Origin of the sequence: Pseudomonas sp. KCJK9111, from assembly GCF_046231935.1 — a bacterium.
GTDB classification, from domain to species: Bacteria; Pseudomonadota; Gammaproteobacteria; order Pseudomonadales; family Pseudomonadaceae; genus Aquipseudomonas; species Aquipseudomonas parafulva_B.
On record NZ_JBJJMO010000009.1, the window covers coordinates 40,264 to 61,541 of the forward strand.

Sequence of the window (21,278 nt, forward strand, 5' to 3'; positions counted from 1 at the left end):
CCCGGAATGCGCAAGCGCGAGGCCGCCATTGACGCGCATGCCGGTCGGGGAGGATTTCCGCTGTGAAAAACCGGATAATGCCGACCATTGTGTTTTGCACGCTTAAAATCACGGTAAACCCGCATGGAAATCAAGGTCAATTTTCTCGACAATCTCCGTCTCGAAGCCAAGTTCGATGACTTCACGGTGATCGCCGATCAACCGATCCGTTACAAGGGCGATGGCTCGGCCCCTGGGCCATTCGACTATTTCCTGGCGTCCTCGGCGCTGTGCGCGGCTTACTTCGTCAAGCTCTACTGCCAGACACGCGGCATTCCCACCGAAAACATCCGCCTGTCGCAGAACAACATCGTCGACCCCGAGAACCGCTACAACCAGGTGTTCAAGATCCAGGTGGAGCTGCCGGAAGACATCACCGACAAGGACCGCCAGGGCATCTTGCGTTCGATCGAGCGCTGCACGGTCAAGAAGGTGGTGCAGACCGGTCCGCAATTCGTGATCGAGGTGGTCGACAACCTCGATGCCGATGCCCAGGGTTTGCTCATGCCGGTGGCCGAAACCAGCACCCGCATCCCTGGCAAGGACCTGCCACTGGAACAGACGATTGCCAACATGTCCGGGATCCTGGCCGACCTCGGCATGAAGATCGAAATTGCTTCGTGGCGCAATATCGTGCCCAACGTCTGGTCGTTGCATGTGCGCGATGCGCAGTCGCCCATGTGCTTCACCAATGGCAAGGGCGCTACCAAAGAAGCGGCGCTGGCGTCTGCCCTGGGCGAATTCATCGAGCGGCTGAACTGCAATTTCTTCTACAACGACCAGTTCTGGGGAGAGGAGCTGGCCAATGCGGCGTTCGTGCACTACCCGGACGAACAGTGGTTCAAGCCCGGCCCTCGGGATGCCGTGCCTGACGAAATCCTCGACGCGCATTGCCTGGCCATCTATAACCCCGATGGCGAACTGCGCGGCTCGCACCTGTACGACACCAACTCGGGCAACACCGCCCGGGGCATCTGTTCGCTGCCGTTCGTGCGCCAATCAGACCAGCAGGTGGTGTACTTCCCGTCGAACCTGATCGAGAACCTGTTCCTGAGCAACGGCATGAGCGCGGGCAACACGCTGGCCGAAGCGCAGGTGCAGTGCTTGTCCGAAATCTTCGAGCGTGCGGTCAAGCGTGAAATCCTCGAAGGCGAGCTGTGCCTGCCGGACGTTCCCGCCGAGGTGCTGGCCCGCTATCCGTCCATCGTCGCGGGTATCCAGGGGCTGGAGGAGCAGGGCTTCCCAGTACTGGTCAAGGACGCCTCGCTGGGTGGCGAATTCCCGGTGATGTGCGTCACCCTGATGAACCCGCGTACCGGTGGTGTGTTCGCTTCGTTCGGTGCGCACCCAAGCCTTGAGGTGGCCTTGGAGCGCAGCTTGACCGAACTGCTCCAGGGCCGCAGCTTCGAAGGTTTGAACGACCTGCCACAGCCCACCTTCGAAAGCCACGCCCTGACCGAGCCGAACAATTTCGTCGAGCATTTCATCGACTCCAGCGGCGTTGTGTCGTGGCGCTTCTTCAGCGCCAAGGCTGACTTCGAGTTCGTCGATTGGGATTTCACTGCCCAGGGCGAAGGTGCCAATGCGCAGGAGGCAGCCACCTTGTTCGGCATCCTCGAAGACCTTGGCAAAGAGGTCTACATGGCCGTGTACGACAACCTCGGTGCAATAGCCTGCCGAATCCTGGTACCAGGCTATTCGGAAATCTACCCGGTCGAGGACCTGATCTGGGACAACACCAACCGGGCGCTTTCCTTCCGCGCCGACATCCTCAACCTGCACCGCCTGGACAACCGCTCGCTCAAGCTGCTGCTCAAACGCCTGGACAATTGCGATGTCGATGACTACACCACCATCACCACGCTGATTGGCGTTGAATTCGACGACAACACGGTATGGGGGCAACTGACCATCCTTGAGCTCAAGCTGCTCATCTGCCTGGCCGTGCAGCGCTTCGAGGAGGCCAAGGAGCTGGTCGAGGCGTTTCTTCAGTTCAACGACAACACCGTGGAACGGGGACTGTTCTACCAGGCGCTTAACGTGGCATTGGAAGTGCAATTGGACGATGAACTGGACATGGCCGACTACGAAGTCAATTTCCGCCGCATGTTCGGCAACCCGCGCATGGATGCGGTACTGGGCTCGATCGAGGGAAGCGTGCGCTTCCACGGCCTGACCCCGACCAGCATGAAGCTCGAAGGGCTGGATCGCCATCTGCGTCTGATCGACAGCTACAAGAAGCTGCACGCCGCTCGGGCGCGGCTGGCCTGACGTCCGGCAGGCATGCGGGCCTGGATAGGCCGCGTATGCCACGAAGGGCAGCGGTTCGGGATTTCTTGCAGGATATTTCAGCCGTGTATGGCTGAACTATCGGCTCGCCAGGGTGCTCATTTGCTAGGCGCACCCTGCGTATCCCCGTGGGCCGTCTCTCGTCGGCCCTGGTCACTGAACGAAAAGGAGGCACCGTGACCGTTTCCGACCCTACCCTGTACCGCTGCAGACCTGGCCCGCTGCATGCATTATTGTTGGCGGGCACCGTCCCACTGTTCCTGGGGGCAATGATCAGTGACATTGCCTACTACAACAGCTACCAGATCCAATGGAGCAACTTTGCCGCCTGGCTGATCGCAGGCGGGTTGGTGTTCTGCGGGCTGGCCCTGCTGTTCGCCCTGGCCAACCTGATCAGCGCTCGACACAAGGCCGGGCGGCCAACCCTTTACTTCTTGCTCTTGCTGGTGACGTGGGTGCTGGGGTTGGTCAACGCCTTCGAGCATGCCAAGGACGCCTGGGCTGTGATGCCGTCCGGGCTGGTACTGTCGGTGATCGTGACCGTGCTCGCTGTGGTGACGGCGTGGCTTGGCTTGAGCAACCTGCGTTCGGGAGGTGAAGCATGAGAGCGCTGCACGCTGTGAGCTTGTTGTCCCTTTCGCTGTTGCTGGCGGCTTGCGGCGGTGAGGGTGACCCCACCCAGGCCCGTGGGCCTGACCCGAAGCTGCCCGAGCCCCAGCGCGGTCTGCTGCCCAGCATGAAGATCGCCGAGCCGGTTGCCTGGGGGCAGCAAAAGCCGACCGTGCCCGACGGTTTCAGCGTCACGGCCATCGCGACCGACTTGAAGATCCCGCGTCAGAGCCTGGTGCTGCCCAACGGCGACATCCTGGTGGCCGAAGGGCGTGGCGGCAGCGCTGCCAAACTCAAGCCCAAGGATGTGATCGCCAGCCAGATCAAGGCCAAGGGCAATACCCAGGTCAAGGGCGGCAACCGCCTGACCCTGTTGCGCGATGCCGATGGTGATGGCAAGTATGAGCTGCAGACCGTCTTTGCCGAGAACCTGAATGCGCCTTATGGCCTGGCATTTGCCGATGGCAAGTTGTACGTGGCCAATCAAGATGCGCTGGTGCGCTTCGACTACCGCGACGGCCAGACAAAGGCCGACGGCCCGCCGGTCAAGCTCACCGACCTGCCGGCCGAGATCAACCACCACTGGACCAAAGCGCTGACCATCAGCCCGGACGGCCGCTTCCTCTATGTCGGCATCGGTTCGAACAGCAACATTACCGAGCGCGGCCTTGAGGTCGAGATCGACCGTGCGATGGTGTGGGAAGTCGATGCCCAGACGGGCGCACATCGGCCCTACGCCACCGGGCTGCGCAACCCCACTGCACTGGCTATCCAGCCGGGTACCGGGCAGCTCTGGACAGTGGTCAACGAGCGCGACGAACTGGGCCCAGACTTGGTCCCCGACTACCTGACCTCCGTGCGTGAGGGCGGCTTCTACGGTTGGCCCTACAGTTACTGGGGGCAGAACGTCGACGACCGGGTGCGTCCGCAGAATCCTGACAAAGTAGCTGCGGCGATCAAGCCCGACTACAGCCTGGGGTCGCATGTCGCGGCGCTGGGTGTCGACTTCTCAACGGCCGCCATGGGGCAAGGCTTTGCCGAGGGGGTGTTCGTGGGCGAGCACGGCAGCTGGAACAGGCCCAACCCGGTTGGCTACAAGGTCATCTTCGTGCCGTTCAGCAACGGCAAGCCGGCAGGCGAGCCCATCGATTTCGCCACCGGCTTTCGAGGTGAAGATGGCAAGACGCGTGGGCGTCCAGTGGGTGTGACAGTCGATCCGCGTGGGGCATTGATCATTGCGGACGATCTGGCCAACACCGTATGGCGGGTGACGCGCAACTGATGCAATCGGCTGCAGGGGCGGAACTGTCCGCCCCTGTGGCTTACTCTCTAGGATCACGGCTATTACGCCTTGGCGTAGCCACGCAGATTCGCTATTCGCCACACGAATAGTTTCCATCTCAGCTTTCGATTTCCATGCGAGGCGTCAATAGCCTCATGCTGAACCCCGTCCTGTTTAGCGAGAACGGTCATGTTCAGTAAATCCCTGATGATAGTGCTGTTACCCATTGTTTTGGCATTGATTGCAGGCGCGGTTCTGCCGTTTCAAGCGGCAGGCAATGCCGCAGCGGGCAGGGCCCTTGGCCACTGGCTGTGGGGCGCCTTCGCATCGCTTGCCGTCAGCGCCGTGGTTGTCATTGCCGCGCTGCTGGTGTTGCGGGTACCTGCGCCTGACATCGGCAGGGCGCTGCAGGGGCCATGGTGGCTCTGGATCGGCGGTGTGCTGGGCGCCCTGTATGTGGCAGGGGCGGCGGCGCTGACGCCCAAGCTTGGAGCGGCAGGCTTTCTGGTGCTGGTGGTGGCAGGGCAGATCGTTACGGCGGTGGTTGCTGATCATTTTGCCATCATGAACCTGCCTGGCAGGCCCCTGGGGCTGGCGCGAATTTTCGGGCTTGTGATGATCCTGGCCGGCGTGTGGTTGGTGCAGGGTCAGTGGGCCACCAGTACCCCCAGCAAAAGCGAGCCCGCGGTGGAGCGCTCAAGCCACGATCATACCTCTGGCTGACAGCATGCCAGCACCGTCTCGCGCAGCCAGCGATGCCCCGCATCATCCTGCTTGCGGCTGTGCCAGGCTTGCCGGTAATCGATGCTGTCCAAAGGCAGCGGGGGGACAAATTCGCGCAGCCCCCCATGGGCAGGCAGCGGGGCGAGGGCCCGTCGCGCTACGGTCAGAATCAGGTCGGTATCTTTCACGACTTCTACGGCTGCGCTCCAGTGCGGCAGCGCCAGGGCAATGTGCCGGCGCTGACCTTGGGAGGCCAGTGCACGGTCAATCTCATCGAAGGCGTCGGGGCGCGTAGCCACCAGCACATGGGGGCGCGCCAACCACTGGCTCAAGCTCAATTCGCCCGTGGCCGGCAGCGTCTGATGGTCAGCCACGCTTACGAAGCGATCGGCAAACAGTGACTGGGCGGTGATGCCTTGAGGTAATTCCGGAAAGACCCCCAGTGCCAGATCCAGCTCGCCATCGAGCAACTGTGCCACCATTGCCTCGCGACTGGCCTGGCTGACCGCCAGGTCGATGCCCGGGGCAACGCGCCGCACATGGCGCAGCAGAGGTGGCAGGATGATCCGTGCTGCATAGTCCGACAGCGAGAGACGGAAGCGTCGCCGGGCCTGCGTAGCGTCGAATTGCGGCGTGCTCAGCAGCCCCTCCAGATTGGCCAAGGCGTCCTCCAGCGGTTGGGCCAACGCCTGAGCCCGCGCGGTGAGCGTCATTGTGCCACCCTGACGTACCAGCAGAGGATCATCGAAATGCTCGCGCAACTGCGCCAGCGCATGGCTGACGGCCGGCTGACTGCGGTGCAGGCGAATGGCAGCGCGTGTTACATGCCGCTCGGTAAGCAGGGCGTGCAGGGCCAGCAGCAGGTTCAGGTCGATTCGGCGCAATTGATCCATGTTCGGGCGTCTGATCCGTAAGGGGGCAGGGGCCAAGCCTAACAAATGCGCGCCTGCAACGCTGGCGGCACTACACGACCTCACCGGTGGTTGCCGTTATACTGCGCACCTGTTCGATTTTTTCCGAGTATTTCGATGGGTCTTTCCGCTACCGTTTCACCTGAACCGCGCCGTCTGGGCGCACCCCTTGTCGCCTTGGGTCTACTGATAGCTGGCGCCTGGTTCCTGGATGTCAATGCAGGCTTCAGGCAGGTCCTGCTTCTGCTGCTTGGGGCTGCGCTGGGCCTGACGTTGTATCACGCCGCCTTCGGCTTCACCTCTGCCTGGCGCGTGTTCATCAATGAGCGGCGTGGTGCCGGCTTGCGTGCGCAGATGGTCATGCTGGCGCTGGCTGTACTGCTGTTCTTCCCGGCGCTTGCGGCCGGTAACCTGTTCGGCACCCCCGTGACGGGCCTTGTGGCACCGGCCGGGGTGTCCGTCGTGTTCGGGGCTTTCATCTTCGGCATCGGCATGCAACTGGGGGGCGGCTGCGCGTCGGGCACCTTGTTCACCGTTGGCGGCGGCAATGCCCGCATGCTGGTAACCCTGCTGTTCTTCATCATCGGTTCCGTGACCGCCACGCACCACGCCGACTGGTGGTTTGCCTTGCCATCCTTGCCCGCGACCTCAATCGTGCAGGCATGGGGACTGGTACCTGCCTTGGTGGTGAGCCTGGGCGTGTTCGGCCTGATCGCCTGGGTCACTGTGCACCTGGAAAAGCGCCGCCACGGCAGGCTTGAACAGCCCGAGCAGCATGACCGGGCAGGTCTGCAACGCTTTGTGCGAGGCCCCTGGCCGTTGCTCTGGGGCGCCGTCGCGTTGGCCGTGCTCAACTATGCCACCCTGGCCTTGGCTGGACGGCCCTGGGGCATCACCTCGGCCTTCGCCTTATGGGGCGCCAAGGTGCTGGACAGCCTGGGTGTTCAGGTGAGCAGCTGGGTGTTCTGGCAGGCACCGGCAAATGCCAAAGCCTTGGCTTCGCCGGTCTGGCAGGATGTGACCACCGTCATGGACCTGGGCATCGTGCTGGGGGCGTTGCTTGCAGCAGGCCTTGCCGGGCGTTTTGCGCCAAGCCTGAAGATCCCGCTGCCGTCATTGATCGCCGCCGTCATCGGCGGCCTGTTGCTGGGCTACGGTTCGCGCCTGGCCTACGGCTGCAATATCGGCGCTTATTTCAGCGGCATCGCTTCAGGGAGCGTGCACGGCTGGCTATGGCTGATCGCCGCCTACCTGGGCAACGTGATCGGGGTGCGGCTGCGCCCTGCGTTCTTTGCAGGGGAGCGTCGCGCGACGACCTTGACCGGCTGTTAACGCGAAGGGCTGGCCCGTTGATTCCCGACTGGGCCATTCAACGCAAGGCTCGATATGGCTGAACAAAGCATGGCGGGAGGGGTTTAGTTGCTAATAATTTTTATCAACTATGTTTAGTAACTAATTGATATGTATAGCTATCTGCGTGCCAGCGCATGTTGCACACATTGCTCCTGATAGGTTTTGCTGATGGCAGCAGGTGAGAGCCTCGAGCGACTGTTATACGTCTGCTCGGTGATGCCGAAGGCGGTCATGCGCATCCACGGCTTGGCAAACTTGCGTGCCTGCAGCTTCTTGCGTGCGGTATACAGCGTGACCCCAGACAGCTTGGCCTGCTGGGCCTGGGCTGCAATCTGCGCGCCCCACTTGCAGGCTTGGCGATCGTTCTGAGTCAAAGGTCGGGCGCTGGCGCTGATACCTGCCGTAGCCAGCAGGCAGCCCGTCGTGATTGCTAGAATTACTCGCATGTTCCTGTCCTAAGCTTCTGAAGGAGAAGGAAGTTTGCCTCCTCCTTCCAAAGCCGGGGGCCAGCAGTTTGCCTTCAGGCCAGCGCAGCTCTGGCGTCTGTGCTGGCATGTTCGCGCAGGCTGTACCAGGCAATAGCCGCTACCCACAGCACGCCCACCCCATAATTGAGGCGCTGGTAAAGCCCGAACAATTCGCCGCTCTGCATGGCCTGGCCCATGAACCCGACTGTGACAAGTGCCCCAAGGGTACAGGCCAGCGAGAAGACCGCCAGGGCGCGCGAGTGCGCGATGCGGGCGCCAAGCCAGATCCACAGGGCACTGGCGACGGTCAAGGATATGAACATCAACAGCCCGGACAGGTTGTGCAACTGCTGCGACGTGGAAGGCTGTTCAGGCGCGCAGCCCTGGTCGCAGGCGAACCATCCCGTGCCCAAGCTGCCAACGGCGTGCAGCAACAACAGCGCTGCACTGACCATGGCCAGCCGGGAGCCGCGCCAGCGCCGGGCAATGCCCCAGGCGAACAAGGCGAACAGTAACGCTAATGGGAAATTGTTCACCAGCGGGGAAAGATGATGGGTTGGGGCACCGACGGCGCCAAGCTGGCTCATGGCCAATTGCAGATGATCGTAGCCGGGGTAGGCCATGGCGGTCAGCGTGACGCCCAGAGCTAGCCACAATGGAATGAGCAAGCCACAGCTGAGCAGTGATCGATCGAGCAATTTCATGCAGGCATCCTTCCGTGGAAAGCCCGGACCTTAACAAACGCTGTGGTGATAGTGCCAGCACCGATAGCGTTGCAGCCGTATGTGATCGTACAACTGCCTGCGCTATCATGGCGGCTGTCTTTCAAGGTGAAGCACAGGGCATGTCAGATCTACAACCACCGCCACGGGCCAGGCGCAAGCCGCGCAGCCTGGCCCAGGAACTGGTCACCGTGCTGACCGAACGCATCCGCAGTGGTCAACTCAAGCGCGGTGACAAGCTGCCGACCGAATCGCAGATCATGGCTGAGGAAGGGGTCAGCCGCACGGTCGTGCGTGAGGCGATCTCGCGCTTGCAAGCCGCCGGGCAGGTGGAGACCCGTCACGGTATCGGTACCTTCGTGCTGGACGCTCCGCCGGTCGGGGGGCTGCGCATCGATCCGGCCACGGTGGTGACGCTGCGCGAAGTACTTGCGGTACTGGAGCTGCGCATCGCCCTCGAAATCGAATCGGCCAGCCTGGCGGCTCAGCGACGCAGCGATGAAGAGCTGGCCGGGATGCGCGCAGCGCTCGATGAGCTAAATGAACAAGCAGCCCATGCTACCGACGCAGTGTCCGCGGACTTTCAATTCCACCTGCGCATCGCCCAGGCCAGCGGTAATCACTATTTCGCCGACATCATCAACCACCTGGGCACCAGCATCATCCCTCGAACCCGCCTCAACTCTGCTCGCCTGGCCCACGACGACCAGCCCCACTACATGAGCCGGTTGATGCATGAGCACGAAGCGATCTATGAGGCGATTGCTCGCCAGGACAGTGAAGGGGCGAAGATGGCCATGCGCATGCACCTGAGCAACAGCCGGGAGCGGCTGCGCCAAGCCCATGAGCGGGCGCAGGTGAGCGGGGCGTGACCTAACCGCCCCAGCCTCCGGATGACTCTCATCCCGGCTAACGACTCAAGATCTACCTTGGAGCGCTTCTTCACTCCACTGGCCATTGACCAACCGGCGCAACCCCAGCGGATTGCTGTCGCGCAGCGGCTCGGGCAGCAGCGCCTGGGGGTAGTTCTGGTAGCACACCGGCCGCAGGAATCGGTCGATGGCCAACGTGCCGACAGACGTGCCCCGAGCGTCCGAGGTGGCGGGGTACGGGCCGCCGTGGACCATGGCATCGCATACCTCCACACCTGTTGGATAGCCGTTGACCAGGATGCGGCCGACCTTTTCCTCCAGCAGCGGTACCAACCAGGCGAACGCAGCAAAGTCTTCCGGCTCGCCGATCAGCGTCGCGGTCAGTTGGCCTCTCAGGCCCTGCAGGGCGCTGCGCAGTTGTTCCTCGTCGCGCGCTTGCACCGCTACTGTCGTCGGACCGAAGACTTCTTCCTGCAAAAGCGGGTCAGACGCCACCAGCAGGCGGGCCTCGGCCTTGAATAGTTGTGCACGTGCCTGGGGGCCTGTCTGCGGCTGGCCGGCCAGGTGCACGATGCCGTCATGGGCGTGAAGGTGATCCAGCCCACTGACATAGCTTCGCAGGCCACCTGCATTGAGCATGGTCTGGCCGGCCTGTTGGTCCAGATGGGTGCCCAAGTCTTCGAGGAGTTGGCTGAAAGCGGGCGATTGCAGGCCTATCACCAACCCCGGGTTGGTGCAGAACTGCCCAGCCCCCATGCAAACGGAGCCTGCCAGTTCACGCGCGATGGCTTCGCCGCGCTTGGCCAGCGCCCCGGGCAGGACAATCACCGGGTTGATGCTCGACATTTCGGCAAACACCGGGATCGGCTGGGGGCGCTCAGCGGCCATGCGGCACAGGGCATCGCCACCTTTGAGCGAGCCGGTGAAACCCACTGCCTGGATGGCCGGATGCTTGACCAATGGCTCACCCACGCCTGCCCCGAACACCATGTTGAACACACCTTTGGGCATGCCGGTACGGGCGGCCGCGCGTTCGATGGCACAACCGACCAGGTCGGCGGTGGCCATATGGCCGCTGTGCGCCTTGAATACCACCGGGCAACCGGCAGCCAGTGCAGCAGCGGTGTCACCACCGGCGGTAGAGAAGGCCAGGGGGAAGTTGCTCGCGCCGAACACCGCTACAGGACCAACGCCGATGCGCATCTGTCGCAGGTCCACCCGCGGCAGCGGCTGACGGTCCGGTTGGGCCAGGTCGATACGCGCACCCAGATAGTCGCCTCGGCGCAGCACCTGAGCAAACAGGCGCATCTGACCGCTGGTCCTGCCGCGCTCACCCTGGATCCGAGCTGTCGGTAAGGCGGTTTCACGGCAGACGATCGCCACGAAGGCATCGTCGAGCGCATCGAGCTCCGCGGCAATGGCGTCCAGAAACTCGGCGCGACGTGCCGGTGGCAATTGACGAAACCCTGCGAAGGCGGCCTGTGCGGCCTCGGCCGCCTCGGCCACCTCGCGCTCGGTGGCTTGTGCGAAGCTATAGGGCAGGGGCTCGCCAGTGGTGGCATCCAGGCTTTGCAGGCGCTGCGTGCCGGCTGCGCTGCGCTGGCTGGCGATGAAGTTGTGGCCAAGAATCTCTGGCATCTGGAACTCCTCAGGGACAAGGGATCAGGTAATGGGTGCGGGATTGAACAGGGTGATGTCGTTATGCAGGCGGTGTTGCTCGGCCCAGGTGTGTTTGCGCCCGCTGGCCACGTCCAGGTAGTAGTGGAACAGCTCCCAGCCCAGCTCTTCGATGGTGCTGCGGCCCGTGGCGATGCGCCCGGCGTCGATGTCGATGAGGTCGGGCCAGCGCTGCGCCAGCTCGGTGCGGGTGCATACCTTCACTACCGGCGCCATCGCCAGGCCATAGGGCGTACCGCGGCCGGTAGTGAACACATGCAGGTTCATCCCGGCGGCCAGCTGCAGGGTGCCGCAGACGAAGTCGCTGGCAGGGGTGGCACAGAAGATAAGCCCCTTACCGCTTACCCGTTCCCCTGGCCCGAGCACACCTTGAATGGCGCCGCTGCCTGACTTGACGATCGACCCCAGTGCTTTCTCGACAATGTTCGACAAGCCGCCTTTCTTGTTGCCTGGCGTGGTATTGGCGCTGCGATCGGCAGCGCCCTGGTGCAGGTAGCGGTCGTACCAGTCCATTTCGCGTACCAGCGCATCGGCCACCTGCCGGTCCTGGGCGCGGGAGGTAAGCATGTAGATGGCGTCGCGCACCTCGGTCACTTCCGAGAACAGCACCGTTGCACCGGCCCGCACGAGCAGGTCTGCCGCGTAGCCAAGTGCCGGGTTGGCGGTGATGCCCGAGAAGGCATCGCTGCCGCCGCACTGCATGCCCAGGATCAACTCACTGGCCGGCACGGTCTCGCGCCTGCGCTTGTCGAGTTTCTTCAGGCGGGTTTCGGCCAGGGCCATGATCTGCTCGATCATCTCAGTGAAGCCCAGGCTTGCGTCCTGCAGGCGGTATAGCCAGGGCTCGCTGAGGTCGACCGAGGGGTCGTCGTCGTGCATCACCTGGCTGGCCTGCAGCTTTTCACAACCCAGGCTGATGACCAGCGCTTCGCCACCCAGGTTGGGGTTGCGCGCCAGGTTGCGCACGGTGCGGATGGGGATATAGGCATCGCGGGCATTGATGGCCACGCCGCAGCCGTAGCTGTGGGTGAGGGCGACCACATCGTCCACATTCCGATAGCGCGGCAGCAGCTCGTGGCGGATGCGCTTGACGGCATGCTCCAGCACCCCAGTGACGCATTGCACGGTGGTGGTGATCCCCAGGATATTGCGAGTGCCAACCGTGCCGTCGGCATTGCGATAGCCTTCGAAGGTATGGCCCTGCAGCGGCGGTTGCGGCTGGGGAACTGCGTCGCAGCATGGCAGATTGTCCAGCTCAGGCGGGGCGGGCATGGCCAGCTGCCCCTCCTGCACCCAACTGCCCTGGCGCAGGTCCTCAAGGGCATAACCGATCACCTGGCCATAGCGTCGTACCGCTTGGCCCTTGAGGATAGGCACGGTGGCCACCTTGTGGCTCTGCGGCACGTCTTCTACCAGGGTCAGCCCGTCGACGAACCGGGCCCCTTCGCCCAGGCCGCCGTCGTTGACCACCACCACGACATTGTCGTCCTCGTGCAGGCGGATGTAGCGCGGCGATTCGGAATGTTCGATCAGCTGCATGTTCGGGCCCTATTGTTCAGGTTCTCAGGCTTTTGTACGTGCGTGCGCACCGGCTAGTCCGTGCGCACGTGCTCAATCAGTGACGCGGGCTGGCAAGCTGGGCATCCGGCACTGACGCCGGCTTGGACTCAGGCGACTCTTCGCGCAGCTCGATTCGCTTGATGGGGCCGACGATCACCAGGTAGCTCAGTACTGCCACCAGCGCGTTGGCGCCCACATAGACCAGCGCCCACTTGAACGAGCCGGTGGCGCTGATGATGTAGCCAATCACGATCGGCGTTGTGATCGAGGCGATGTTGCCGAAGGTATTGAACAGCCCGCCGGACAGGCCGGCGATCTGCTTGGGCGAGGTGTCGGCCACCACTGCCCAGCCCAGCGCACCTATGCCTTTGCCGAAGAAAGCGAGGGTCATGAAGCCCACCACCATCCATTCGGCATCGACGTAGTTGCAGAACACCATGGTGGTGGACAACATCAGGCCGCACACGATGGGCAGTTTGCGCGAGAAGGTCAGCGAATGGCCGCGGCGCAGCAGCCAGTCCGAGATCACGCCGCCCAGTACCCCACCGATGAAGCCACAGATGGCTGGCAGCGAAGCGATGAACCCTGCTTTGAGGATGGTCATGCCCCGTTCCTGGACCAGGTACACCGGGAACCAGGTCAGGAAGAAGTAGGTGATGGCGTTGATGCAGTACTGGCCAAGGTACACACCCAGGAGCATGCGGCTGGTCAGCAATTGCTTGATGTAGCCCCACTTGGGCCCGTCGTTGCCGCGCTTGTGGTCCATGTCCACCAAGCCGCCGTTCTGCTCGATGTGTTCAAGCTCGGCGGGGCTGATACGCGGGTGCTGGCGGGGGTTGTAGATGGTCTTGAGCCATATGATCGAGAAGAGGATGCCCAGCACGCCCATGACCACGAACACATGCTCCCAGCCGAAGCTGAACACGATCCAGCCCATCAGCGGTGCGAACAGGGCAGTGGCGAAATACTGCGCCGAGTTGAAGATCGCCGAGGCAGTACCGCGCTCCTGGGTCGGAAACCAGGCGGCGACGATGCGGGCGTTGCCGGGGAACGACGGCGCTTCGGCAAAGCCGACCAGAAAACGCAGGGTAAACAGAGTGACCACTGCCCAGGCCACCGGCAGGCCGCCGACGAAGCCTTGCAGCAAGGTGAACAGTGACCAGGTGAAGATGCTGAATGCATATACGTTTTTTGAGCCGAAGCGATCGAGCAACCATCCGCCGGGAATCTGTCCGGCCACATAGGCCCAGCCGAAGGCCGAGAATATGTAGCCCAGGGTGACGGCGTCGATGCCCAGGTCCTTTTGCAGGCTCGAACCTGCGATGGCGATGGTTGCGCGGTCGGCGTAGTTGATCGTGGTCACCACGAACAGCATGAACAGGATCAGGTAGCGCACATGCGTTTTCTTCGTCGCTTGCATGCTGGTAGTACTCCCACTAGTTATTGTTGTGCGGGGTCTTCGATTTATGCCGGAGTAAGACGAGCCCACTCCGGGCGCGGCGCTGGCAGGCGCCGCGAGGGTTTACTGCGGCCCCATCTTGTCCATCAGGGCGGCAAGCATTTCGTACTCATCGGGGCTCAGGTCGGTCAGTGGCGCACGAACCGGGCCTGCATCATGGCCGGCAATGCGGGCGCCCGCCTTGACGATGCTGACGGCGTAACCGGCCTTGCGGTTACGAATGTCCAGGTAGGGCAGGAAGAAGTCGTCGATCAGCTTGGCCACGGTGGCATGATCGTCCCGGGCAATGGCGTGGTAGAAGTCCATGGCGGTCTTGGGGATGAAGTTGAATACCGCGGATGAATACACCGGCACGCCCAGTGCTTTGTACGCCGCAGCGTAAACCTCGGCAGTCGGTAGCCCGCCCAGGTAGCTGAAACGCTCTCCCAGCCGGCGGCGGATCGACACCATCAGTTCAATGTCACCCAGGCCGTCCTTGTAGCCGATCAGGTTCGGGCACCGCTCGGCCAATTGTTCGAGCAAGGTGGCGTTGAGGCGACAGACGTTGCGGTTATAGACCACCACCCCGATGTTGACCGACTGGCACACGGCCTCTACATGGGCGGCGACACCATCCTGGCTGGCTTCGGTGAGGTAGTGCGGCAGCAACAGCAACCCCTTGGCACCCAGGCGCTCGGCTTGCTGCGCATACTCGATGGCCTGGCGGGTTGCACCACCAACGCCCGCCAGGATAGGTACCGACGTGGCGCAGGTGTCCACTGCTGTCTTGATGACCTGGCTGTATTCGCTGGCAGCCAGGGAGAAGAATTCGCCCGTACCCCCGGCGGCGAACAGCGCACTTGCGCCGTATGGGGCCAACCATTCCAGGCGTTTGATGTAGCCGGCCTGATTGAAATCGCCCTGCGCATCGAAGTCAGTGACAGGAAACGACAGCAAGCCGTGGGAGAGGATGGATTTCAGTTCTTGTGGGTTCATTGTTATAGGCATCCAGACGCAGGGGGTGGGAGTGATGCGGTGTGTGTGAGGTAAGTTATCGTACAACCTCTTTCAAGGCCAGTCCCTTATTAAGGTTTTTTTGGTCGCGTTGATTTCAGGGTGGCGTTGATGACTCGCCATGGCGGGGTGATAGCGTGCGGCAGGGGCCGTGGACAGCGGCTTCTGCTGTCAGGTCATCGTATCTCTAGGGTCGGGCAGTTGCATCGACAAACGACTGGGGCGGCCTTGCGCCGCCCCATGCTTTACTGCTCGCATTGCGTGCGAGTGGTCAGGCAGCCTGTTGAGGCTTGCCCTGTACCTTGCGAACGTGCGCTCTACACGCATCGCCAAACGCCTGGAAGATCTTGATCGAATCAGGATTCTTGGCAGCTTGCCACTCTGGGTGCCATTGCACGGCAAAGAGGAAGGGCGAAAGGCTCGGGGCATGAATGGCCTCGACGAGCCCGTCTTCGGCGTGGGCAATAGCTTCGATGCCCTGGCCCAGGTTGCGCAGCCCTTGGCCGTGCAGGGAGTTGACGCGAATCTCATCCGTGCCAAGGGTGTCGCGCAGCCAGCTACCGGGCTTGATCTTCACGCTGTGGGCCTGCGCGTACTGCACCTCGACAGGGTCTTCGGGGTTTTCGCGGTGATCATTGAAGCCAGGCTCGGCGTAGACCTTCTGGTAGATGTCCCCGCCCAGCGCCACGTTGATTTCCTGCATGCCCCGGCACACGCCGAAGATGGGCAGGCCGCGCTTGATTGCGGCCTTGACCAGCGGAATGTCGAACAGGTCGCGGTTCTTGTCCTGGCCCTTGCCCGGGGTCTCGTTCTCCTGGCCATACAGCGCTGGGTCGATGTTGCTGCCCGCACCCGTCAAGTACACGCCGTCGGCCATGTCCAGGTAGGTCTCCAGTGCCTCGGAGCCACAGCAGGTGGGCACCAGGACCGGGACGCAATCGGCGAAGTCGACCAGCGGGGTGATGTATTTGTGTGTCATGACCTGGTAGTCATGGCCTTTGCGCTCTTGAGTACCCATGGTCATCAGAACGATGGGTTTGCGCAGGGAAGGTTGCTTGTTGCCAATGTTGCTGTTGGACATATGTCACCTTGGGACAGGTTGAACCTGTCGTTGTTGTGCAGGTGCAAGGCGCGCGGCGCTGGTGCAACCTGGAGCCCCGAGCACTGCCGACTCGTCGGCGTCGACGATGTCGGTCGGGACTTGGTGTTAGATTGCCAGAGCCGTTTGATATGTCAAACGGCTGCAGCCGGCTCCCAGGCCCCAATTACGGGGGCGGGCGGGCTGCAAGGCAGCGCCGGTGCGGGTTTGATTGGGATGGTGGTCAATAATACTTAACGACGCAGTCGACTCATTGCAGCGGCGCAATGATTCAAGGGTTCCATGGGCTGCACGGTCAGGCTTTGCGGCTGACCTGGCCGGATCGCGTGGTCCTGCCCGCATGCGTGGGTTAGTCTGCTGAGCTGTTGCGGCGCAGCTCAACCCTCCATGATCAGAAGAAGGATATTTTTGATGGCCATTCCCACCCGCGAACCCGTCGTGCATGTTCCCTTTGCTGAGCTCAAAGCCTTGCTTGAGTCGATCTTCGAACGTCATGGCTGCACGCCGGCAGTGGCTCGGGTACTGGCCGCCAACTGTGCCAGCGCCGAGCGGGATGGCGCCCATAGCCATGGCGTGTTCCGCATGCCCGGCTACGTCTCGACCTTGGCCAGCGGTTGGGTAGATGGCAAGGCTGCGCCCGAGGTCAGTGATCTGGCGGCCGGCTATATCAGCGTCGATGCGCGGGGTGGTTTTGCGCAGCCTGCACTGGCGGCTGCCCGGGACTTGTTGGTAGCCAAGGTGCGCGCTGCTGGGATCGCAGTGCTGGCCATCCACAATTCCCACCATTTCGCCGCATTGTGGCCGGACGTGGAGCCGTTCGCCGAACAGGGCCTGGTTGCCCTGAGCGTGGTCAACAGCATGACCTGCGTCGTACCGCACGGTGCACGCAAGCCGGTATTCGGGACCAACCCGATCGCCTTCGCTGCGCCCTGCGAAGGGCATCCGCCCATCGTATTCGACATGGCGACCAGCGCGATGGCCCATGGCGATGTGCAGTTGGCAGCCCGCGCCGGGGAGGCAGTGGCCCTGGGGGTAGGCGTGGACGGGCAGGGCCAGGTGACTCAGGACCCGGCCAAGATCCTGGACGGCGGTGCCCTGCTTCCGTTCGGCGGGCACAAGGGCTCAGCCCTGTCGATGATGGTAGAGCTGCTGGCAGCTGCACTCACCGGCGGGCATTTTTCGTGGGAGTTCGACTGGTCCGGCCATCCCGGGGCCAAGACGCCGTGGACGGGGCAGTTGCTGATCGTCATCGACCCGCAGGTTGCACAAGGTCAACGGTTCGCCCAGCGCAGTCGCCTGCTGCTGGAGCAAATGGAGGCGGCCGGTGTCAGCCGCATGCCAGGTGCGCGGCGGCACTTGGAGCGTGAACGGGCGCAGCGCGAAGGGGTGGCGATCACCGCCAGTGCCCTGCAGGCGTTGCGCGATCTGCTCACCTGATCGCGGCCGGGCAGGGTAGGCGGACCCGCGCCCGATCATGCAGTGTTGCATATCCCCCTTGCACGATAGTTGGTGCCCATTCCCAGCCAGTACGGGTATGCTCTTGGCTGCCTTTTTGACTCGTCCTGATCCCAAGGAGCTGCACGCTGTGTTCAAACATGTCGAAGCCTACGCCGGCGACCCGATCCTCTCGTTGATGGAAACCTTCAAGGCCGATCCGCGCGCCGACAAAGTCAACCTGAGCATCGGCCTGTACTACGACGAAGCCGGAGTAGTGCCGCAGCTCGCTGCAGTGGATGCAGTGGAAAAGCGCATCGCAGGTCAGGATCACGATGCTTCGCTGTACCTGCCGATGGAAGGCCTTGCCAGCTACCGCCAGGCCATTCAGGCCCTGCTGTTCGGTGCCGACCATCCGGCGGTTGCTGGCGGTCGCGTGGCGACGGTGCAGACGGTCGGTGGTTCCGGGGCCCTGAAGGTCGGTGCCGACTTCCTCAAGCGTTATTTCCCGCAGGCGCAAGTCTGGGTCAGCAACCCCACCTGGGACAACCATCGCGCCATCTTCGAGGGTGCAGGCTTCACCGTTAACACCTACCCGTACTTCGACCAGGCCACCCGTGGCGTGGACTTCGAGGGCATGCTTGCCACGTTGCACACTTTGCCTGCCAACAGTGTGGTGCTGCTGCACCCCTGCTGCCACAACCCGACGGGTGCCGACCTGGATCAGGGCCAGTGGCAGCAAGTGGTAGAGGTGGTCAAGGCCCGCCAGTTGATCGCCTTCCTGGACATCGCCTACCAAGGGTTTGCCCAGGGTCTGGTCGAAGACGTGTTCGCCATCCGCGAGATGGCCAGCGCAGGCGTGCCATGCCTGGTCAGCAACTCGTTCTCCAAGATCTTCTCCCTGTATGGGGAGCGTGTGGGCGGCCTGTCGGTGGTTTGCGACGATGCAGCCACGGCGCAGAGCGTGCTCGGCCAGCTGAAGGCCACCGTGCGCCGGAATTATTCCAGCCCGCCCAACTTCGGCGCCCAACTGGTCGCAGGCGTGCTCAACGATCCCGCCCTCAATGCCCAGTGGGCTGCGGAAGTAGAGGTGATGCGCACCCGCATCCTGGACATGCGCCAGGCGCTGGTCGATGCGCTGGGTGTGCTGCTGCCGGGGCGTGATTTCCAGTTCCTGCTGCGCCAGCGGGGCATGTTCAGTTACACCGGCTTTAGCGTGGAGCAGGTGCGCCGTTTGCGCGATGAGTTTGGCGTTTACCTGATCGACAGTGGCCGCGTGTGCATGTCAGGCCTGCGGCCGGCGAACCTGCAGCGGGTTGCCGAGGCCTTCGCGGCTGTACATCAGTAAGCACCCCAGGCTTGACGTTTTGCAGCAACCCTCGCCGAGGCCGCCCTGTGGCTTCGGCGATTGCCTTTCCATCTCCCATCCCGTCCCCACGGACGCCTGTGCCAGCCAGGGCCTTCTCCACGCGCAGCGCGCTGGGCCGCCCGGCTGCACCTACCGCTTGTACAGACAAGTGCAACCGCCCCTCCGAAAAAGGCTTCGCAAGTGCAACCTTTCCGTGCACAATCGCGCCCCTCTTTTTCCGGTTGAGTAGGGCGTAGCCAATGCTTCGTCATTCTCAGCCTGTTGCAGTCTTGCGAGTGGAGCGTCACCCGGATGAATGAGCAGGCCTCAAGCGTAGAACAGCGTTACGAACAAACGACCGCCGCCAGCCTCGGCAAATGGGCCCGGCAGGACACCACCTGGATGCTCGGCCTATTTGGCACCGCCATTGGGGCAGGTACGCTTTTCCTGCCGATCAATGCCGGCCTTGGCGGGTTCTGGCCGTTGCTGGTGCTGGCGGTGCTGGCCTTCCCGATGACGTACTACGCCCACCGCGGGCTGACCCGGTTCGTGCTTTCGGGGCGCGAAGGGGCAGACATCACCGACGTGGTCGAACAACACTTCGGCATCAAGGCTGGCGCCTTGATCACAGTCCTGTACTTCTTTGCCATCTTCCCCATCCTGCTCATTTACAGTGTGGCCCTGACCAATACCGTCAGCAGCTTCATGGAGCACCAGCTGCACATCGCGCCTCCATCCCGTGCGCTGCTGTCATTCGTGCTGATCCTGGGCCTGCTCGCGATCGTACGCTGCGGCGAACAGGCCACCGTCAAGGTCATGAGCCTGTTGGTCTATCCATTCATCGTGGCCCTGGCGCTGCTGGGCCTGTACCTGATCCCGCACTGGACCGGTGGTATTCTCGACAGCGCCCACACGGTGCCCAGCGGTTCGGCCTTCCTGCACACGGTATGGCTGGCCATCCCGGTCATGGTGTTCTCGTTCAACCATTCCCCCATCATCTCGGCCTTCGCGGTCGACCAGAAACGCCGCTATGGCGATCATGCCGACGCCCGCAGCGGCCAGATCCTGGCACGTGCGCACCTGCTGATGGTGGCCATGGTGCTGTTTTTCGTCTTCAGCTGCGTGCTGACCCTCGATAGCGCGCAACTGGCCGAAGCCAAGGCGCAGAACCTGTCGATCCTGTCGTACCTGGCCAACCATTTCAGCAACCCGACCATCGCCTTTGCCGCGCCCTTGATCGCCTTCGTCGCTATCGCCAAGTCATTCCTGGGCCATTACATCGGCGCCAGCGAAGGCCTCAAGGGTATCATCGCCAAGACTGGCGCGCGCCCGGGTGCCAAGGCCCTGGACCGCGTGGTGGCGGCGCTGATGCTGGTGGTGTGCTGGATCGTTGCCACGCTCAACCCCAGCATCCTGGGCATGATCGAGTCCCTCGGCGGCCCGATCATCGCAGTATTGCTGTTCCTGATGCCCATGTATGCCATTCGCCGCGTGCCTGCCATGCGCAAGTACAGCGGGGCGCTGTCTAACGTGTTCGTCACCCTGATCGGCCTGGTCGCCCTGACCTCGGTCGTCTACGGCCTGTTCGCATAAGCCCGCAGCAGCAGGCCCGCCCCGGTGCCCGGCAAGTGCGCCAGGGCGGGCCGTTGCCTCACCGGCAACAAATTCACCTTGCCCCATAGGCACATGCTGGCCTTCATGGTTAACTCTTGATCCTTTTCCCAACCCTAGATCAAGGATTTCGTCATGGCTCAAGTGACTCTCAAAGGCAACCCCGTCCAGGTCAATGGCTCGCTGCCACAGGTTGGCGCCCAGGCGCCGGCGTTTTCCCTGGTAGGCGAGGGGCTGGCCGACAAGTCGCTCAAGGACTTCGCCGGCAAGCGCAAGGTGCTGAACATCTTCCCAAGTGTCGATACACCTACCTGCGCCACGTCCGTGCGCAAGTTCAATGCCCAGGCCAATGACCTGGCCAATACTGTCGTACTGTGCGTTTCCGCCGACCTGCCATTTGCCCAGGCTCGCTTCTGCGGTGCCGAAGGCCTGGAAAACGTCAAGAACCTCTCCACCTTGCGTGGCCGTGAATTCCTTGAGCAGTATGGTGTGGCCATCGCCGACGGCCCATTGGCTGGGCTGGCTGCCCGCGCCGTCGTGGTACTGGACGAGCACGACAAGGTGCTGCACAGCGAGCTGGTAGCTGAAATCGGCGACGAGCCCAACTACGAGGCAGCCCTTGCCGCATTGAAGTGACGGCGCCGGGTAGGGATCGAACCTTCCGCCTGCCCATTGCTCCAAGCTATACCCTGTAACGGCCCGGAACGCTTTTCCGGGCCGTTTTCGTTTAAAGTTCAGGGTCTTGGCAACGTCAGGCAAAGGTAAACCTCTGGTAAAGGCGCTTTGCTTGGCCGTCGACAGTGCTTATCGTTCACCCTCCTGAATCGTCA

The 21,278-nt window shown here is 62.7% G+C and carries 18 protein-coding genes; 10 read left to right on the plus strand and 8 right to left on the minus strand.

Translation table 11 applies throughout. From position 1 onward, the window contains the following. Nucleotides 1-123: 123 nt before the first annotated feature. The 4 genes from ACK59L_RS05985 to ACK59L_RS06000 all read left to right on the plus strand — a co-directional run bounded on the left by ACK59L_RS05985 (nt 124) and on the right by ACK59L_RS06000 (nt 4,942). On the plus strand, nt 124-2,310 hold the full coding sequence (locus ACK59L_RS05985; protein ID WP_409272433.1) for an OsmC domain/YcaO domain-containing protein: 2,187 nt from the start codon (nt 124-126) through the stop codon (nt 2,308-2,310). 194 nt (nt 2,311-2,504) lie between these two features. Beyond that, on the plus strand, nt 2,505-2,933 hold the full coding sequence (locus ACK59L_RS05990) for a DUF2231 domain-containing protein (protein WP_100851569.1): 429 nt from the start codon (nt 2,505-2,507) through the stop codon (nt 2,931-2,933). Further along, nucleotides 2,930-4,219 carry a sorbosone dehydrogenase family protein gene (locus tag ACK59L_RS05995; RefSeq protein ID WP_196135422.1) on the plus strand — a complete coding sequence of 430 codons (1,290 nt, stop codon included), beginning with the start codon at nt 2,930-2,932 and terminating at the stop codon, nt 4,217-4,219. Before ACK59L_RS05990 ends, ACK59L_RS05995 begins: the two co-directional genes overlap by 4 nt. A gap of 189 nt (nt 4,220-4,408) precedes the next feature. Next, on the plus strand, nt 4,409-4,942 hold the full coding sequence (locus ACK59L_RS06000; protein WP_196135421.1) for a DMT family transporter: 534 nt from the start codon (nt 4,409-4,411) through the stop codon (nt 4,940-4,942). On the opposite strand, the gene ACK59L_RS06005 is transcribed toward ACK59L_RS06000, so the two are convergent. Next, nucleotides 4,927-5,835: a LysR family transcriptional regulator gene (locus tag ACK59L_RS06005; RefSeq protein ID WP_409272436.1), complete on the minus strand. Its 909-nt coding sequence runs from the start codon at nt 5,833-5,835 to the stop codon at nt 4,927-4,929. The genes ACK59L_RS06000 and ACK59L_RS06005 overlap by 16 nt on opposite strands. A 135-nt stretch (nt 5,836-5,970) precedes the next feature. Between ACK59L_RS06005 and ACK59L_RS06010 the strand changes: the two genes are divergently transcribed. Further along, a complete protein-coding gene (locus tag ACK59L_RS06010) occupies nt 5,971-7,185 on the plus strand; it encodes a YeeE/YedE family protein (RefSeq protein WP_409272438.1) in 1,215 nt (404 codons plus the stop codon). Nucleotides 7,186-7,322: 137 nt separating this feature from the next. On the opposite strand, the gene ACK59L_RS06015 is transcribed toward ACK59L_RS06010, so the two are convergent. Both ACK59L_RS06015 and ACK59L_RS06020 read right to left on the minus strand, forming a co-directional pair. Beyond that, nucleotides 7,323-7,652, minus strand: a complete 330-nt coding sequence (locus ACK59L_RS06015; RefSeq protein ID WP_182140438.1) for a hypothetical protein — start codon at nt 7,650-7,652, stop codon at nt 7,323-7,325. A 74-nt stretch (nt 7,653-7,726) separates the two neighbouring features. Then, entirely contained in the window at nt 7,727-8,377 is a 651-nt protein-coding gene (locus ACK59L_RS06020) for a DUF998 domain-containing protein (RefSeq protein WP_409272440.1), read from the minus strand. A gap of 140 nt (nt 8,378-8,517) precedes the next feature. Here ACK59L_RS06020 and ACK59L_RS06025 point away from each other — a divergent pair, with 140 nt between their 5' ends. Next, nucleotides 8,518-9,267: a FadR/GntR family transcriptional regulator gene (locus tag ACK59L_RS06025; RefSeq protein ID WP_058638384.1), complete on the plus strand. Its 750-nt coding sequence runs from the start codon at nt 8,518-8,520 to the stop codon at nt 9,265-9,267. Between the two features lie 45 nt (nt 9,268-9,312). Here ACK59L_RS06025 and ACK59L_RS06030 read toward each other — a convergent pair whose 3' ends face one another. From ACK59L_RS06030 to ACK59L_RS06050, 5 genes are all read right to left on the minus strand, one after another. Continuing rightward, the gene (locus ACK59L_RS06030; protein ID WP_058605388.1) at nt 9,313-10,905 is read right to left on the minus strand and encodes an aldehyde dehydrogenase (NADP(+)); all 1,593 of its coding nucleotides are present in this window, start codon (nt 10,903-10,905) and stop codon (nt 9,313-9,315) included. Between the two features lie 24 nt (nt 10,906-10,929). Beyond that, on the minus strand, nt 10,930-12,483 hold the full coding sequence (gene garD, locus ACK59L_RS06035; RefSeq protein ID WP_409272443.1) for a galactarate dehydratase: 1,554 nt from the start codon (nt 12,481-12,483) through the stop codon (nt 10,930-10,932). 76 nt (nt 12,484-12,559) lie between these two features. Beyond that, nucleotides 12,560-13,924, minus strand: a complete 1,365-nt coding sequence (locus ACK59L_RS06040; protein ID WP_058638335.1) for an MFS transporter — start codon at nt 13,922-13,924, stop codon at nt 12,560-12,562. Nucleotides 13,925-14,026: 102 nt separating this feature from the next. Then, complete coding sequence (gene kdgD / locus ACK59L_RS06045; RefSeq protein ID WP_078478530.1) at nt 14,027-14,938, minus strand: 5-dehydro-4-deoxyglucarate dehydratase; 912 nt, start codon at nt 14,936-14,938, stop codon at nt 14,027-14,029. A 289-nt stretch (nt 14,939-15,227) separates the two neighbouring features. Further along, nucleotides 15,228-16,037, minus strand: a complete 810-nt coding sequence (locus ACK59L_RS06050) for a gamma-glutamyl-gamma-aminobutyrate hydrolase family protein (protein WP_409272446.1) — start codon at nt 16,035-16,037, stop codon at nt 15,228-15,230. 429 nt (nt 16,038-16,466) lie between these two features. Here ACK59L_RS06050 and ACK59L_RS06055 point away from each other — a divergent pair, with 429 nt between their 5' ends. The 4 genes from ACK59L_RS06055 to tpx all read left to right on the plus strand — a co-directional run bounded on the left by ACK59L_RS06055 (nt 16,467) and on the right by tpx (nt 21,084). After that, complete coding sequence (locus tag ACK59L_RS06055) at nt 16,467-17,492, plus strand: Ldh family oxidoreductase (protein WP_409272448.1); 1,026 nt, start codon at nt 16,467-16,469, stop codon at nt 17,490-17,492. Nucleotides 17,493-17,640: 148 nt separating this feature from the next. Then, the gene (locus tag ACK59L_RS06060; RefSeq protein WP_078478532.1) at nt 17,641-18,837 is read left to right on the plus strand and encodes an amino acid aminotransferase; all 1,197 of its coding nucleotides are present in this window, start codon (nt 17,641-17,643) and stop codon (nt 18,835-18,837) included. Nucleotides 18,838-19,149: 312 nt separating this feature from the next. Then, nucleotides 19,150-20,430 (plus strand): serine/threonine transporter, encoded by a 1,281-nt coding sequence (locus ACK59L_RS06065; protein ID WP_409272450.1) that lies wholly within the window; start codon nt 19,150-19,152, stop codon nt 20,428-20,430. Nucleotides 20,431-20,583: 153 nt separating this feature from the next. After that, the gene (tpx, locus tag ACK59L_RS06070) at nt 20,584-21,084 is read left to right on the plus strand and encodes a thiol peroxidase (RefSeq protein ID WP_409272453.1); all 501 of its coding nucleotides are present in this window, start codon (nt 20,584-20,586) and stop codon (nt 21,082-21,084) included. Nucleotides 21,085-21,278 lie beyond the last annotated feature (194 nt).

Excerpts from the sequence above, each read along its gene's own strand:
- kdgD (WP_078478530.1), bottom strand. The coding sequence starts at position 14,938 with ATGAACCCACAAGAACTGAAATCCATCCTCTCCCACGGCTTGCTGTCG.
- ACK59L_RS06005 (WP_409272436.1), bottom strand. The coding sequence starts at position 5,835 with ATGGATCAATTGCGCCGAATCGACCTGAACCTGCTGCTGGCCCTGCAC.
- ACK59L_RS06040 (WP_058638335.1), bottom strand. The coding sequence starts at position 13,924 with ATGCAAGCGACGAAGAAAACGCATGTGCGCTACCTGATCCTGTTCATG.
- ACK59L_RS05985 (WP_409272433.1), top strand. The coding sequence starts at position 124 with ATGGAAATCAAGGTCAATTTTCTCGACAATCTCCGTCTCGAAGCCAAG.
- ACK59L_RS06050 (WP_409272446.1), bottom strand. The coding sequence starts at position 16,037 with ATGTCCAACAGCAACATTGGCAACAAGCAACCTTCCCTGCGCAAACCC.
- ACK59L_RS06020 (WP_409272440.1), bottom strand. The coding sequence starts at position 8,377 with ATGAAATTGCTCGATCGATCACTGCTCAGCTGTGGCTTGCTCATTCCA.
- ACK59L_RS06055 (WP_409272448.1), top strand. The coding sequence starts at position 16,467 with ATGGCCATTCCCACCCGCGAACCCGTCGTGCATGTTCCCTTTGCTGAG.
- garD (WP_409272443.1), bottom strand. The coding sequence starts at position 12,483 with ATGCAGCTGATCGAACATTCCGAATCGCCGCGCTACATCCGCCTGCAC.
- ACK59L_RS06010 (WP_409272438.1), top strand. The coding sequence starts at position 5,971 with ATGGGTCTTTCCGCTACCGTTTCACCTGAACCGCGCCGTCTGGGCGCA.
- tpx (WP_409272453.1), top strand. The coding sequence starts at position 20,584 with ATGGCTCAAGTGACTCTCAAAGGCAACCCCGTCCAGGTCAATGGCTCG.
- ACK59L_RS06015 (WP_182140438.1), bottom strand. The coding sequence starts at position 7,652 with ATGCGAGTAATTCTAGCAATCACGACGGGCTGCCTGCTGGCTACGGCA.
- ACK59L_RS06065 (WP_409272450.1), top strand. The coding sequence starts at position 19,150 with ATGAATGAGCAGGCCTCAAGCGTAGAACAGCGTTACGAACAAACGACC.
- ACK59L_RS06025 (WP_058638384.1), top strand. The coding sequence starts at position 8,518 with ATGTCAGATCTACAACCACCGCCACGGGCCAGGCGCAAGCCGCGCAGC.
- ACK59L_RS05995 (WP_196135422.1), top strand. The coding sequence starts at position 2,930 with ATGAGAGCGCTGCACGCTGTGAGCTTGTTGTCCCTTTCGCTGTTGCTG.
- ACK59L_RS06030 (WP_058605388.1), bottom strand. The coding sequence starts at position 10,905 with ATGCCAGAGATTCTTGGCCACAACTTCATCGCCAGCCAGCGCAGCGCA.
- ACK59L_RS06000 (WP_196135421.1), top strand. The coding sequence starts at position 4,409 with ATGTTCAGTAAATCCCTGATGATAGTGCTGTTACCCATTGTTTTGGCA.